Here is a 15,634-nt window from a genome sequence, read left to right as displayed (position 1 = left end):
TCACCGGTGAGGTGCTCCCGTGGCTCAACTTTTTGTGGGCTTCCATTGCTGTAGAAACTGCGTGACGGACGCCGGGTCCATCCGGCGCATGGCTTCAAACTCGCCGTTCTTCTGGCTGTAAAGCAGTCTGCCCGTTGCACTCAGTATGGCCAGGGCCGGCACACCCTTCTTGAGCGGCACCTGATACTTCTCGGCAATGTCGGTATTACGGTCAAAGCGGCCCACGTTGATGTGGACAAGGACGAAGTACCGGTTTAGCAGGTCCAGGTTCGGCTGCTGGTGCAGGTAAATGTCCAGCACCTGGCAGTCTCCGCACCAGTTTCCGCCAAAGTCAAGAATGACGCGCTTGTGCTCGCGCCTTGCCTGGGCCAGAGCCTGCGCAATGTCCTTGTGCGCATCTGCGGTGTCAGAGTAAATGGTACGTCCCTGCCCGGAAGCGGCTAGGCACGTGAAAAGGAGGGTTGCAATCAGCGCGAGGCAGTTTTTGCGGGCAGAAGTGTGCATGGCTTTGTTGTTTAGGATGCCACAAGGCCGTCCCAGGGACCAGTTTCTTTAGGGGTCCGCACGCAGGGTGCGCATCGGGTCTACCCGGGCGGCCCGCCAGGCCGGGCCCAGGGCAGCCGCGGTGGCGGAGAAGAAGAGCAGTGCTGCTGTGACAGACAGACTCAGCGGGTCCATTGCATGGACCCCGACCAGCATTCCGGAGATCAGGCGGGTCAGAGCAAAACTCAAAGCCATCCCCACAACGATACCCCAGCAGGACAGTTTCGCTGCGTGCCACAGGACCATCCGCAGCACGGTCTGGCGCTCTGCGCCGAAGGCCATGCGCACGCCAATCTCAAATCTGCGCTGGGCCACCGAATAGGCCATCGTGCCATACACGCCGAGCATGGCCAGCAACAATCCGGCTCCGGCAAAGGAAGAAAGCAATGCTGTACGGAAGCGCTCAGCGGCAATCGACTCGCCGACCATTGCGTCCATTGTGGTGAAGTGCATCGCAATCTCGGGATTGATGTGCTGGATTGTGGTCCGCACCGGGTCCATCAGCGTGAGCGGCGGGACTTTGGTCCGCAGAACGAGATTGATTTCCGGCGCACGCGATGGATGCTGCGCCATTGGCATATAGATGGCCGGGCCGGGCTGTTGTGCAGGCGAATCCTGACGCACATCGGCCACAACGCCGACAATGGTGATCCATTGGTGCAGGCTTTCGAGATCAAGACCCAGTTGAATCTGCTTGCCGACAGGGTCAGTATTGCCAAAGCTCTGCTTCGCCACAGATTCGCTGATGACTGCGACCCTCTGGCTTCCCAAGGTGTCCTCAGCGCTGACGTCGCGGCCCCGCAGCAGAGGAATCTTCATGGTTGAAAAGTAGCCGGGAGTGACAACGTTAAAAAATGCCCACGGCATGTGGTCGTTGTCTGTTGGAACACCTTTCACACTGTAGCTGCCATTCGAGCCGCTGTTTGCTGTGGGAAGCCCATCGATGCCCGCCACATTTTCGACCCCTGGCAGAGCCCGCAGCTGTGCAAAGATCTCATCGTATTGACGCGCTATTTCCTGGCCCGCCTTCAGGTCAAAGCCAGGAGCTTCAGCATTCACCACAAGCAGGTTGCCCGGCTGATAGCCGAGGTCGCGCTCCATGAGCGTCATCATGGTGCGCAGCAGCAGGGCCGCGCCGACCGCCAGAAGAAACGTCGCCGCTACTTCGGCCACGACCAGGCCATGGCGAAGGGCCGACGCACTTTTTGCAGAGGCCCCGCGCGAGCTGTCAGCTTTGAGCGCCTCAGCAGGGTCAATTTTTGCGGCCTTGCGCGCTGGGAACAGAGAGGACAATACGGTGGCGAGAGCGGAAAGCGCAAGCGTGAAGGCCAGCACCCATCCGTTTAGATGGATTTCCGCTGCGCGAGGGAGGTCTGCAGGCGCCATGGCAAGCAAGACGTGCAGGACCGGAACAGCAAGCAAGACACCCAGCAAAGCGCCAGCGAGCGAAACAAGGAAGCCCTCGGCAAGAACAAGCTGGCCCATCTTCCATTGCGAAGATCCAAGTGCGGTGCGAACTGCAAGCTCGCGCTGGCGGTCCATCGAGCGGGCCAGCATCAGATGCGTTACATTGGCGCAGGCGATGAGCAGGACCATGCCAACTGCGGCCAGCAGCAGCACGAGCATAGGACGGACCTCACCTGTAAGCTGTTCGCGCAGCGGCACGACCGTCATCTGCTTGTTTTTGTTTGCGCCTGGATAAGCAGCAGCCAGATGTTGCGAAATCGCCTTCAAGTCCGCTCGCGCTGCTTCTACAGAAACGCCGGCGCGCAGCTTGGCGACGGCCTTGTAATTGTAGGCCGTGCGGTCCTCCGTTTCGGGATGGGAGGGGAAAGTCACCCAGACCTGTGTCTTGGCGGGAAAATCAAAAGACGCGGGCAGGACCCCGGTAATCTGCAAGGGCTGGTTCTGGAAATGCACGGTTTGTCCCAATGCGGCCTGAGCACTGCCAAACTGGTCGCGGGCAAACCGTGCGCTTACAAAAGCAGCGCGACCGATCTCCTGCTCGGTGAAAGTGCGTCCGGCAACAGGAACGAGTCCGAAGACGCGCGCAAAGTCTGCATCAATGATGGTGACTGGAGTAAACACGGCATGGTCGTGCAACTGCACGCCCAGCAAGCCTTCATTGTAGAGACTGACGGCCTCCAGGCTGCGTGCCTGCCTGCCTACATCCACTGCATCAGGCCCCGTCACACGGCTGTGAATCCTCCCGGTGTTTGTGAAGGATGTGTCCAGCGCCATGATCCGGCCGGCATCGCGATAGGGCAAAGGGGCCAGCAAGACAGAATGGACAACGGTAAAGATGGCGGTGTTGGCGCCAATCCCCAGGGCGAGCGTCAGGACTGCTGTCACCGTAAACACCGGACGTTTCCATAGCCGCCGCGCTGCGTAGCGAAGGTCCTGCAGTAAGTTTTCCATAGAGGCCGCCTGTTGTCGGGCAATGAAAGTGTATTACGCAGGCGTAGTGGAATCTGTTCCAAACCATGCGAAGCGGACACCGGTTTCCTCAAAACCTCTCTGGCAAGTTAGTCTGGAAACAGGTAGATGCTGAAGCCCACACTGTTTTTCCGTTGCGTATCGCTTTTCCTTCCGGTGGTCGTAGCACTTTCGGCCGGGAATGCAGTCACGCACCATCCGGGAACCGCCGTTCCGCTCTGCTCCCATGTAACTCTGAGCGCCAGCTACCTAGCCGAGGCGGGGCCTGGAAAAGGTCCGGGATTTTTATTTGTAATCAAAAACGATACAAATGCAGAAATTCGCCTGGCCCAGCCTGTACCGACCAGTGCGCACTGGTATGCCCATGTGGGGCAGAAGTGGCTATGGCGCGCATCCAGCGGTTCCGGAGGCAGCCTGGTGGATGCGAACAATGAACGCGGCGAAGTCTTTGCCTATCAGCCGACGCGTCCACCCCAGCATCCGGAATATCTGACCGTGGGGCCGCACTCCTCCTATGAATGGGCAGAAAGTATGAAGGAATATCCTGCCCTTGCCTATCGCCCTGGGTGTGCCCTGTGCAAATGGCCCGGCGAGCATGAATACCGCGCCGTCTTTGCTTATGCCTATGTGCCTCACCCGCAGGAACATGCGGCCGGACTGCTTGCCTGCGGTCTGCGCTCCGGGCCTGTCGTCATGCCGCCCCTGCCGGCCGAGAAACATTAAGAAAAGGAAAAATCCTCATCCGTAGTCATCTTTCCTGCGCTGCTGCGCGTCTGTCTGCAATGGAAAATGACTGCCGCCCACGCAACCCGGCACGGCAGACAGTGTTCTGATTAAGTGTTGGAGGAACCATCCACAATGCGAAAACTTGTTTGTACGTTAGCCCTCTCCGGTCTGTTGGGGTTTGGCATGACCGCTGCGTTCGCGCAGGACGCTGCTTCCCAGCAGGCCCCTACGGAAGCTCCACCGATGCATGGCCCGCGCCATCAGATGGGCAATCCGGATGCACAGCTTGCGCATCTGACCAAAGCTCTCGGCCTTACGTCAGACCAGCAGACACAGATCAAGCCGCTGCTGGAAAGCCAGCAGCAGCAGATCCAGCAGGTGCGTCAGGACAGCACGCTTTCCCGTCAGGACAAGATGTCTAAGGTCCAGAGCATCCATGAAGACACGAAGGGAAAAATTGAAGCTGTGCTGAACGACCAGCAGAAGCAGAAGTATGAAGCCATGCAACAGAGGATGCAGCAGCGCCGTCAGGGCATGCAGAACGGAGCGGCGCAGCCGGACTCCCCGCCCCAGGCACAGCCCCAGCAATAACGGCAGCCAATCTATCAATCTATTCTGAAGGCCGCCTTTCCGGCGGCCTTCTGCCGCTTTCGTGCACAACAGTGGCCCCCGACTGCTGCGACGCATCGACGTGGAATTTCTGGTAGTCATCATCTGTAATCTGAACGTCGCCACGCCAGCCCAAAACGCCAAGCGCGTGGGCCACGAGATGGATCTGTGCTCCGGTAGGCAGCCATAGTTCGTTGTTGATCAGTTTCTGATCAAAGGTAAATCTGCTTCCCTTGCCGACGGAGAACAATCCAAAGCCCAGATGAAAGTTGTCATCAAAGGTCGCCGTCATGCGGCGCACCTGCCGGTCTTGCTCGTCCACCCATACGGTCCCGGAGATCTTTTTGAGCGCGGCCTCTTCAGCGCCGTGTGTCTTGGCGTGTGGATCACCAGTGAAATCAAACACAAGGACGCTGCGTCCATCCATTTGTTCCCGGCGAGGGGCGGACACTTTCATTAATTGCAAAAGGCGGCTGACAGACACCTGATTTTTATTTGCCGACTGGCCGGGCGGGTCCTGGATGGCCTTCTCGACTGCTTTCTGTACCCGCTGCTGTTCCTTCTGCTGCTCATCGGAGCTGAGCGGCTTTCCGTCTTTTTTGATTTTCCGCCTGATTTCATGCGTATTTACAAAGAAGACTTCGGCCTCTTCGCTGGAGGACTTCTTTATTTTTCCATTCTTGTCCAGTTCATGGGTGATGGTCGTCTCATGGTACGTGTAGTTTTCCCGCACCTGGTCGAGCGCATGCTGGTGCTCTTCGACTTCCCTGAGCAGAGTGGGAACGTCGGGCATGGGCGCCTGCGCGGATTGTGCCAGTACCAGGACAGGCAAAAGGGGGACCAGCGTCAGAAGAAAAACCTTCATGGTTGCAATCCTAGCTTTATGTTGCGCCTTTCTGCAGGGCAGGTTTGCTCGAAGCGTGCTGAAAACCGTCCTACAATTGAATTATGTCCGTTGCAAAGACTGTCCACGCGGTTTGCTCGCATGACTGTCCGGATTCCTGCGGCGTCCTCGTATCCGTTGATGAGGCCGGCCGGGCAGTGCGCATCCAGGGGGATCCGGACCACCCGGTAACGCGAGGTTTTCTTTGTGGCAAGGTGGCCCGGTATCTCGACCGGGTCTATTCGCCGGACAGGTTGCTCTATCCGATGCGCCGCCGTAACGGGGTACCCAAGGGACCGTTGCCTTTTGGTCGGGAAAAAGAGGCATTTGAACGCATCCGTTGGGACGAGGCACTGGACCAGATTACGGAGAAGCTGCGGCAGATCAGCGCAGAGTATGGGCCGGAGGCTGTGCTGCCCTATTCCTATGCCGGGACCATCGGCGTGCTCGGATACGGGTCGATGGACCGCCGTTTTTTTCATCGCCTGGGGGCCTCGCAACTGGACCGCACGATCTGTTCCACGGCCGGTGGTGACGCTCTGGTCTCTGTTTACGGACGCAAGCTGGGCACCGACCCGGAGCTGTTTTCGCTGGCGCGCTACATTCTGGTGTGGGGCGGAAATGTTCACGGTAACAACATTCATCTTTGGCCCATGATTGAGGAGGCACGCCGTAAGGGCGCAAAACTGGTGGTCATTGATCCTTATAAAACCAGGACGGCCCGATTGGCGGACTGGCACGTTGCCGTGAATCCTGGGACCGATACGGCCCTGGCCCTGGGCATGATGCATGTCATTCTGCGGGAAGGACTCGAAGACCGCGCTTACATTGCTGAAAATACTCATGGGTTCGATGCGCTCAAGCAGCATGTCGCCAGCTATACCCCCGGGCGCGTCGCCGCCTGGACTGGCCTTTCCTCCGAGGACATCGAACGGCTGGCTATTGAATACGCAACCACGCCTCCCGCGGTCATCCGCATGAACTACGGCGTGCAGCGGAATGAGAACGGCGGGGCGGCGGCCCGTGCGATTGCCATGCTTCCGGCGCTGACCGGTGCCTGGAAGCATCCCGGTGGGGGCTTCCAGCTCTCCACCAGCGGGGCCTTTACCTGGGACAGGACCGCGCTGGAACGGCCGGACCTGATGCTGGCCAGTCCGCTGCAGCGCCCGGCGCGCGTCATCAACATGACGCAGCTCGGTCACGCTTTGACGGAGCTGGAAGCGCCACCGGTCAAGGCCCTTTTCGTCTACAACTCCAATCCTGCGGCAATTGCTCCAGACCAGGCGCAGGTGCTCCGCGGCATGAAACGCGAAGACCTGTTTACTGTGGTCCATGAGCAGTTCTTTACGGACACTGCCGACTATGCGGACGTCCTGCTGCCTGCGACCACTTTTCTGGAACACCAGGACGTACAAGGCGCCTACGGTCACTACTACGTGCAGATCTCCAACCAGGCCATAGAGCCGCTGGGCGAGGCGCGTTCGAATGTCTGGCTTTTTTCTCAGCTTGCCCAGCGCATGGGCTTTCCCGAACCCTGCTTCCGCGACACGGCCGAGGACCTGATTGCCCAGGCGCTCCGCGTAAACCAGCCGGAAAAACAGGACCCGTGGATGGCAGGAATGACTGCTGAAACCCTGAATGCGGCCGGCGGCCACCAGCGGTTAAAGTTTTCCAGCCCATTTCTTCCTTTTGCCAGTGGGCCCTTCCCAACTCCAAGCGGCAAAATCGAGTTCTTCTCTGAAACGCTGGCGGCGAAAGGACTCGATCCTCTACCCACCTTCCATCCTCCAGTGGAATCGCGCCATTCTGCCGGGCCCGAGTACCCGCTGGAGTTTCTGCCCCGCAAGGCGGACAACTATATGAACTCGACCTTTGCCAACCTTGCCGGACACCAAAAGATGGAGGCCGCCTACACCAACTTCCTCGAAATGCATGCGGAAGATGCAGCCACGCGGGGCATCCGGGACGGAGACATGGTGGAGATCTTCAATGGGCGCGGACGATTGCATATGCGGGCCCGCGTCAGCAGCAGCGTACCCCGCGGTGTGGTGGCCGGGCGGCTGAACTGGAACAAGCTTTCGCCGGAGGGCAACAATGTGAACCTGCTCACCTCGCAGCGTCTCACCGACCTGGGCGGTGGACCCACGTTTTACTCCACACTTGTGGAAGTAAGGAAAGCATAGTTACGGCAGAGGTGGGCTGGTTTCTCTGCGATAATAAAGACACAGGTTTGGAAAGTCTTTTGAAAGAAGCAGGATGTCCACTCTGCAGAATGTGGTCGAGTGTGCTGCCTGCCCTTCCGCCTTACTAGTTTTCCCATGGACAGCAAGCTTATCCGCAATTTCGCGATCATTGCGCACATTGATCATGGCAAGAGCACGCTCTCAGACCGTCTGCTGGAGCTGACCGGCGCGCTTTCTGCGCGCGAGATGCAGGCCCAGGTGCTCGACGCCATGGACCTGGAACGCGAGCGGGGCATCACCATCAAGGCCCATGCCGTGCGCATGATGTATCCGGCCCGAGACGGACAGACCTATCAACTGAACCTGATTGATACGCCTGGACACGTGGATTTTTCCTATGAGGTTTCGCGCTCGCTCGCTTCCTGTGAAGGCGCACTGCTGGTGGTGGATGCCTCGCAGGGTGTGGAGGCGCAGACGCTGGCCAATGCCTATCTGGCCATCAATCATGGACTGGAGATCATTCCGGTCATCAACAAAATTGACCTGCCCAGCGCCGACATTCCGCGCACAAAGGAAATGATTGAGCAGGCGGTTGGTCTTGATGGCAACGATGCGATCCCTGTCAGCGCCAAAACCGGAGAGGGCGTGCCCGAGATTCTGGAGGCGATTGTGCACCGCCTGCCTCCGCCCAAGGGCAGCCCCGAGGCACCGCTTCAGGCCCTGATTTTTGATTCCTGGTTTGACGCGTATCGCGGTGTGATTGTGCTGGCCCGGGTCGTCAACGGCACGCTGCGCAAGGGCGCTAAGATCCGCCTGATGTCCAACAACAAAGTCTTTACCGTGGAGTCACTCGGCGTACTGACGCCAAAGCCGGTGGAGATTGACGAGCTTTCTGCGGGCGAGGTCGGCTTTTTTGTGGCCACGATCAAAAACGTCAGTGACACAAAAATTGGCGACACGGTCACGGAAGAGGACCGTCCCGCCGACTCTCCGCTGCCAGGGTTTGAAGACATCAAGCCGATGGTCTTTGCCGGCCTGTATACAGTCGATTCGCACGAGCACACGCTGCTGCGTGATGCTCTGGAGAAGCTGCGGCTGAATGACTCGTCGTTCTTTTTTGAGCCGGAAAGCTCGGCCGCCCTCGGCTTCGGCTTCCGCTGCGGCTTCCTCGGTCTGCTGCACATGGAGATTATTCAGGAGCGGCTGGAGCGGGAGTTCAGTCTGGACCTCATCACCACGGCCCCGAGCGTGCGCTATAAAGTCACGATGACCGACGGTACGCTGCTGGAAGTGGACAACCCTTCGCGCTGGCCCGATCCAAGTGAAATCGAGAAGGTGGAAGAGCCGATTATTACCGCAACCATTCTGACCAATGAGGAGTATGTCGGCGGGATCCTGAAGCTGGTGGAAGAGAAGCGTGGGCGGCAGAAGAACTTCGAATACGTTTCGCCAACGCGCGTCATGCTCACCTACGAGCTGCCGCTGAACGAAATCGTCCTCGACTTCTACGATCGGTTGAAGTCCGTTTCTCGCGGATACGCCTCTCTGGACTACCACCTTTCCGGGACCTGGGAATCGCCCATGGTCAAGATGGACATCCTGGTTTCTGGTGAGCCTGTGGATGCGCTTTCGATCATCGTCCACCGCGACCACGCCTATGAGCGCGGACGGGCCCTGGTCTCCAAAATGCGCGAGCTCATTCCGAGGCAGCAGTTCGAGGTGGCCATTCAGGCGGCCATCGGGGCAAAGATCATTGCCCGTGAAACCGTCTCTGCCCTACGCAAGAACGTACTGGCCAAATGCTATGGCGGCGACATCTCCCGCAAGCGCAAGCTGCTTGAAAAACAAAAAGAAGGCAAAAAGCGCATGAAGCGTATCGGCAAGGTGGACATCCCGCAGGAAGCCTTCCTGGCCGTGCTGAAGGTAGGGGAAGAGAGCCGCTAGGCCCGGACCGCCGGAATGGGCCGGACTTTTCTCCGGTCGACGTCGGCCACGGTACCATGGGCAGTTCCGAAGGTTTCATACTCTTTTAACCTGGCCTGTGGAAAGCAGGAGACTTGTCCTGAGAAGCACTTCTGTATCTTCTTCAAGAAAACAGTCCAGGCATTCATTGCTTCTTGATTGAAAAGAAAGCATTTAGGGCGAAATCCTGTACCACCGAGCAATGCGGAGAAGCGGGCAGAAGATTTGCTTTGAAGAGGCAGCTAGATATTCCACAATTTTTTCCACAGGATAGGAGTGCGGAAAAGGAAAACAGAAAAGCCCCGAAAGTAACCGGGGCTTTGAAAAATGGAGTGAAAAGTTACTAGTTCTTCGGGGCCGCTCCGGCCGGACGGGTGGTGTGCGGTGTCGGAGCCGCGGGGGCTGCCGCGCTGCCTGCCGCCGGTGCGGGAACGCCAGACTTCTGGTTATAGGCCTGAATGACTGCATTGGTGATGTTGGTCGCTTCGCTGGCCCAGAGAACCGGGCTGGCCTGCGAGCTGGAATCAATTACCACCGAATAGCCATTCTGTTGCGCATATCCCTGGAGGACGTTGTAAAACTTTTCAGCAATCTGCTGATAGGTGTTCTGCAGGTCCTGCTGGAAGTCGTTCTGCGTATCTTCGCCGAGGCGCTGATAGGCCTTTTCCTTTTCATCAATGGTGCGCAGGCGGTTCTGGCGCTCAGTATCGCTCAGGTTGTTCCCGGCGGCCTGTAGCTGCTTTTTGAGGTTATCAATCTCATCGCTCATCTGTTTCAGTTGCTCGCGCTTCGGTTCATACTTTTTCTGCAGGTCCGCAAAATTGCGCTGACCCTCATTCGTCTGCATGACGGCGGGCTGAAATGCGATGATGGCGATTTTTGTGCCGCCTGTAGGCGCAACAGCAGCCGGGGCGCTGGGCGCGGGGTCAGTAGCGCCTGCCTGGGCCAGTGCAGAAAAGCCGAGGCCGGACGCAAGCATGCAAACGAGGGCTAACGAACGCTTCATGGAAATCAGAAACTCCTTTGGTTCTTGGGTGTTTTCGTCCGCATTTCTGTGCGGAAGCATGGTTTTTCGCTCCCTGCATTTCCGGGCTGAGGCGTTTCATACAGGGTGCCACTTCCTTTCGTCTCCGAAAGGCCGGCACAGACAGAAACACGGACAGCGGACATTTTCAGGAACTCAAGCGAATTATATAGAAATCCGGGGAGCAACGGTCAAATTCCGGAAGAAATCCCATGAAAATAATTGCAGTTCGCGGGTCTCGGCGTTGCACGCCGAGACAAGGGAACTGGATGATGCTGCAGACAAATGAAAAAGGCCCCATCCGCCGAGGGACGGGGCCTGGGTTGAACCGCATTAGAACGTAGTACTTACGGTCAAGCGGAAGGTCTTCGTCGGTTCCCGCAGCTGATAGGTTGATCCGTACAGCTGGGTGGCCTGGGCGTAGCTGTAGTCGCCGGCGCCGCCAGCGGGGAACATACTGCGGGTAATCAGGTTTTCCCCATTGAACTGCGTGTGCAGGCGCAGCGGGTTGTAGGCGTAGTAAATGCGGAAGGGTGCGTTGATGATGGGCACCATGACGGAGATCTGCGCCCCGATGGAATCACGCGGGACATAATTTGTGCCCGGGATTGGACGGATGTAGCGGTCAAACTGGATCTGTTGTCCGCCAACGCAGGCCCCGTTTACGTAATTCGGGCAGCCATACAGAGGGGCATTGAGCTGGTCATAACCCTGCGGGCTTTGCTTCAACTGGCCGCTGCTGACCGCCATGACCATTCCAAAGTCGTTAAACAGCTCCAGTGCGGCAGTGCGGCCGACCAGAGGGATGCGGTACTCCATGTTGCCAACAATCTGTGTGTCGCCGCCAATGGAGCTGATTCCGTAGACAGGAATCGGCACCTTGATGCACTGGTTGGTCTGCGGATTGGTCGGGTCCTGTGGAACGCAGTTGCCGTCCGGATTGGTGAGGTTGAATTGCACGCGCGTGGGGACGAACCCATAGGGAGAGAGCGTCCGGATGTCGAACCCGCGAATATCGGCCTCGCCGCCGCCATAGAAGCGGTTGAAGGGGGGTGCTACGTCGCCGCTGAAGCCCTGGATATAGTTTGCCTGGATGCGGTATCCGAAGACATTGCGCCCTTCGTTGTTAAAGTGGAACCACTTGATGGGCTTGAACTGCTTGTATTCGACAATGGGGCTGATGTAACGCACATTGCCCCAGAGTCCGGAAAGCTGGAGGATGGCGTTCAGCTCAGACCCGGAACGAGGCATGTAGACCGAATCCAGCTTGTTCCACGAGAAACTGAAGGAGGCCATGCTGTTCACGATGCCTTCCAGAGAATTCTGTCCCTGGATGCCGGTGCGGAAGGCCAGCGTCTGGAAGAGGTTCTGCGACGCCTGGCTGAAGGTCGTCACAGAAGAGCGGTTGAGCGCGTAGGTAAAGCCCAGGCGCTTGAACGAGTGGCGAATAGGATAGGCAAAGGAGACGGTAAATCCGGTCGTGGACTGGTTATAGTTCTGTACCAGTGAATTGACTGCCTGGCTGGTGTTTGTGTCCAGTCCGGAGAGGTTATATGCCTTCGATGCGTTGTAGTCGTATTTGCTGGAGTAAATCGAGAAGCCGGCATTGATCGGCTTATTGCGAATATACGGCTCATTGAAGCTGAACAGCAGGTTGCGCGAGAGGTTGCCAGCGCTCGCCTGCACGCTCAAGGTTTCGCCCAGGCCCAGGAAGTTGTTCGTCTGGTAGTTCAGACCAAGGAAAGTGCCCGACAGGCCGCTGACTCCGCCATTGAGACCAATGGAGTTCTTGCCCTTTTCGTGCACCTTCAGCAGGAGATCTACGGTCCCGGCTTCCGGGTTCTGGTGGATCTCGGTGTCCTGGTCTACCTTGAGAGGGTCGAAGTAATCAAGCTGGTTGAGTCGCAGCAGGCTCAATTCCCACAGGTGGCTGTTGTAGACCTGGCCTTCCTCAAGATACAACTCGCGGCGGATGACGAAGTCGCGTGTCACCGTGTTGCCCTGGAACTCAATCCGCGAGACATAGAACTGCTTGCCTTCATCCAGCTCCACATCGAAGGAGACGATCTTTTTGTCGTCATCAATCTTCGGGACCGGGTTAGCGGTGAAGTTAATGTATCCCAGGGTGCTGTAGGCCTTCTGCAGATTTTGCAGGCCCTTGCCGAAGGCGGTGAAGTTGAACCACTCGCCATCTTTAAGCGGAAACTGTGCCCGCAAGGCATTTACGTTCAGGTTCTGGATCTTGCTGCCGGTGAAGTGAATGTAGCCCAGGCGATAACGCGCGCCTTCGTCGACGGGAATGCGGATATCAATCCGCTTGCCCTTGCGCGGGCGGAAGGTAAACAGGGACAGGCCGCCTTCATTCCGCAGATGGGTCAGTGGTTCTCCCGTAGAGGCGCGGAAATAGCCCTTGTCACGGTAGGCCTGGCGCACCCGCTCGGCGTCTTCTTCAAGCTTGCTGGCGTCATAGGTGCGGGCAAACAGGTCCTCAAAGAAGATGGAGTGCGGAATACCAATGGGCCGCAGATTTTTCATGGCGCGACGCAGGTCCCGCGCCGGAATGTGCTGGTTGCCAGTGAAGCTGATATTGCCGACCTTGACCTTCGGGCCCTCTTTGATGAGGAAGTTCACCTGTACCGAAGCCGGAGGAATGGTCTTCACATCGGCCTTGATGGTGGCAAACTGGCGGCCATGCTCGGCCAGCAACTCCTTAAGGACGGTCTCGGCGCGTGCAATGCGGGTGGGGTCATACTGGCTTTCCACCGACAGGCCCACCTTCTCCTTCTTAAAGCGGTCCAGCACGTCCGACTGTGTTACCGAATTCAGGCCCTTATAGTTGATTTCGCGGATGGTGGGTTTTTCCCGGACATAGATGTCCAGAATGATGCCGCCTTTCGGATTGTCCTCACGCTCGATGCGGACGTCCTCAAAATATCCCGTGTTCCACAGGGAATTGAAGTCGCGCTCGATCGTGGTGGGGTCAAACTGCTCGCCTTCGTGGCTGAACAGCCGGGCCAGGATGGTCTCCTTAGGAATGCGGCGGTTGCCGATCACGCGGATCTGAGTGATCGTCTCGGAAGACTGCGCCCAAACATCGAAGACGGTGAAGCAAAGGAGAATGAAGGCCAATGGCTTCAACATGCGGCGGAGCTTGCTGGTTTTTACTGGAGAGCCTGCGCTCTCTGGCATGACGGGAAAAATAGGCACACCCTCACTGCAAAAGTCAGATCTAAGATTGAGGAAAAAGCGATTATAAGTGACCGGAGGCGGTGTTCCCAACCCCGGAGCATCTTGGACCGCCTTCCCAGTCATTCTGGAGCCATCACCATTCCGACGGTCGAGAGGAGATTTGGTTTGCAGCCAAACCGTATCTCTTGCTGGACCGCCGCATTCCGGCCTGCTGCTTCCTTCCGCTTTGCCTGGCCGGCGTCTGGAACTGGAAATCCGTTCTTAGTCTATCGAATAGATGGGGTTTTGGGGGACTGGAATCGGCGTCCGGGGAGATGGACCGGGGACCGAGGGCCTCGACCAGGCCACGGGGCGTTGTCGTAACCAGCTGGTGCTGAGGCCGGAGGAGCGCCTCGATCGCATAGTCCTAAACGCCCACGTAGCTGACTTTGCCTTTTCCCCGGCCGGCTTCGATGTTCACGATTTCGCCATCTTTCATGTGCAGGATGCGGTCGGCGATGACTGCGGCCTCAGGGTTGTGCGTAATCATCAGGATGGTCTGGTTCAGCTCGCGATTGGAGCGCATCAACATGTCCAGGACCGCTTCAGAGTTCTTGCTGTCCAGGTTGCCGGTGGGTTCATCGGCGAGGATGATGGACGGGTGTGTAATCAGAGCGCGCGCCATGGCGACACGCTGCTGTTCGCCGCCGGAAAGCTCGGCCGGACGATGGGACAGACGGCCGCGGATACCAAGCAGGTCCGCAAGATGGTCAAGATACTTGCGGTCGAGCGGCTCTTTGCGCCCGGAGATCTCATAGGCAATTTCAATGTTCTGCAGTGCATTGAGCGTAGGCAGCAGATTGAAGCGCTGAAAAACGAAGCCGATTTTAGACTTGCGCATCCTGGTCCGTTCGGCGTCGCTGAGCGCGCTGAAATCGACGCCATCAATCACCACGCGGCCCGAGGTAGGCTGTGTCAGTCCACCCAGGATGTAAAAAAGAGTAGATTTGCCGCTGCCTGAAGGGCCAACAATGCTGACAAACTCTCCGCGTTCCACATGGAACGTGGCTTTGCGCAGGGCGGGAACATCGATTTTGCCTACGCGATAGGTCTTAGACAGATTTTCAGCGGTAATGATCGGCTGCACTCTTTGATTGTAAAGGAGGTGAGAGCGCCTCTTTTTTCTGCGCCCCCGGGAGAGATAAGGACATGTGCCTTTAGCCGGGGGCGGGGCTTCGGAATTATGCGATCGAGGAGAGGGCCGTCTGCGGCTGATAGAAGGGCCGTGGCGTGGCGCGCTTTGGACCGCGCTTCCGCGCAATCATGATGCGAATGCGCTCCAGCATTTCCAGCGGCGTGCAGGCGCCTTTGGGCAGGAAGGCGTCGGCGTGGCTGGCGCGGTCGAAGGCCTTGACGGTGCCGCTCAGCAGCACCATGGGAACCTCAGGGGCGATGTCTTTCATGCGCCGGACCATCTCATTGCCGTCCATTTGCGGCATGATCAGGTCGCTCAGCACCAGGTCAATTCCACCGGCGCGGAAGAGCTCAAGCGCTTCCTCAGCACTCAGCGCCGTGACAACACGATAGCCACGTGTTTCCAGCATAAATTTGCGAACGGACAGGGCCTGTTCATTATCATCAACGCAAAGAATTACTTTTCTGGGCCTCATATTTTCCTGAAAGCTTCGCAAGCAGTGCGAAGGCGGCTGCAAGGTTCCATGTTTTCCGCACCGGAAAAAGGCAAAGAGGGGGCACCCGCGCGGCGTGGAGGTCCCGTTCGAAAAAAATGGGACACCCTCCACGCGCTTGCGCGGCGCCGCAGTCCCCGCCTCAGTCGGGGTGCGGTTGGGCCGAAGGGGGAACATGGTTGCCAGCGCAACAACGGGAGCAGCTTCTGCACCGCCTGCGCGTTTCCCGGATACGTCCCGGGAAGATAGCAGGCACGGATGCAATCCAGCCGCTGCAAGCGCGCATGCTCCACGCGCTCCGGCCCTCATTCAGTTGTGTGATATCGGCGAAAGTTGCGTTTCAGAATCACATCTGATTTCTGAACGCTTTCCGAGAGTACGAAGCCCAGAGCGCCGTGTAAATGGGGAAGAT

General features: G+C 57.9%; 11 protein-coding genes. 4 read left to right on the top strand and 7 right to left on the bottom strand.

Going from position 1 to position 15,634, the window contains the following annotated elements:
• Positions 1-24 precede the first annotated feature (24 nt).
• Entirely contained in the window at positions 25-504 is a 480-nt protein-coding gene (locus N655_RS17240) for a thioredoxin family protein (RefSeq protein WP_049961243.1), read from the bottom strand.
• Positions 505-552: 48 nt separating this feature from the next.
• Entirely contained in the window at positions 553-2,961 is a 2,409-nt protein-coding gene (locus tag N655_RS0104340; protein WP_026442009.1) for an ABC transporter permease, read from the bottom strand.
• Positions 2,962-3,087: 126 nt separating this feature from the next.
• Between N655_RS0104340 and N655_RS0104335 the strand changes: the two genes are divergently transcribed.
• A complete protein-coding gene (locus N655_RS0104335; RefSeq protein ID WP_026442008.1) occupies positions 3,088-3,702 on the top strand; it encodes a hypothetical protein in 615 nt (204 codons plus the stop codon).
• Between the two features lie 135 nt (positions 3,703-3,837).
• The gene (locus N655_RS0104330; RefSeq protein WP_026442007.1) at positions 3,838-4,296 is read left to right on the top strand and encodes a hypothetical protein; all 459 of its coding nucleotides are present in this window, start codon (positions 3,838-3,840) and stop codon (positions 4,294-4,296) included.
• Between the two features lie 19 nt (positions 4,297-4,315).
• Here the strand turns inward: N655_RS0104330 and N655_RS0104325 are convergent, their stop codons facing one another.
• A complete protein-coding gene (locus N655_RS0104325; protein WP_026442006.1) occupies positions 4,316-5,179 on the bottom strand; it encodes a hypothetical protein in 864 nt (287 codons plus the stop codon).
• Positions 5,180-5,262: 83 nt separating this feature from the next.
• Here N655_RS0104325 and N655_RS0104320 point away from each other — a divergent pair, with 83 nt between their 5' ends.
• Positions 5,263-7,380 (top strand): molybdopterin-containing oxidoreductase family protein, encoded by a 2,118-nt coding sequence (locus N655_RS0104320; RefSeq protein WP_026442005.1) that lies wholly within the window; start codon positions 5,263-5,265, stop codon positions 7,378-7,380.
• 135 nt (positions 7,381-7,515) lie between these two features.
• Positions 7,516-9,324, top strand: coding sequence for a translation elongation factor 4 (gene lepA, locus N655_RS0104315; RefSeq protein WP_026442004.1), 1,809 nt, complete (start codon positions 7,516-7,518; stop codon positions 9,322-9,324).
• Between the two features lie 361 nt (positions 9,325-9,685).
• Here lepA and N655_RS0104300 read toward each other — a convergent pair whose 3' ends face one another.
• The 4 genes from N655_RS0104300 to N655_RS0104285 all read right to left on the bottom strand — a co-directional run bounded on the left by N655_RS0104300 (position 9,686) and on the right by N655_RS0104285 (position 15,204).
• Complete coding sequence (locus tag N655_RS0104300; RefSeq protein ID WP_026442002.1) at positions 9,686-10,348, bottom strand: OmpH/Skp family outer membrane protein; 663 nt, start codon at positions 10,346-10,348, stop codon at positions 9,686-9,688.
• 351 nt (positions 10,349-10,699) lie between these two features.
• Complete coding sequence (gene bamA, locus N655_RS0104295) at positions 10,700-13,573, bottom strand: outer membrane protein assembly factor BamA (RefSeq protein WP_349509465.1); 2,874 nt, start codon at positions 13,571-13,573, stop codon at positions 10,700-10,702.
• A gap of 388 nt (positions 13,574-13,961) precedes the next feature.
• Complete coding sequence (locus N655_RS0104290; RefSeq protein WP_026442000.1) at positions 13,962-14,681, bottom strand: ABC transporter ATP-binding protein; 720 nt, start codon at positions 14,679-14,681, stop codon at positions 13,962-13,964.
• Positions 14,682-14,775: 94 nt separating this feature from the next.
• Positions 14,776-15,204, bottom strand: a complete 429-nt coding sequence (locus N655_RS0104285; protein ID WP_026441999.1) for a response regulator — start codon at positions 15,202-15,204, stop codon at positions 14,776-14,778.
• Positions 15,205-15,634: the final 430 nt, after the last annotated feature.

The organism is Pseudacidobacterium ailaaui (assembly GCF_000688455.1).
GTDB classification, from domain to species: Bacteria; Acidobacteriota; Terriglobia; order Terriglobales; family Acidobacteriaceae; genus Pseudacidobacterium; species Pseudacidobacterium ailaaui.
The sequence above is the reverse complement of the archived record's forward strand: the minus strand, read 5'-3'. Positions and strand labels throughout refer to the sequence as shown.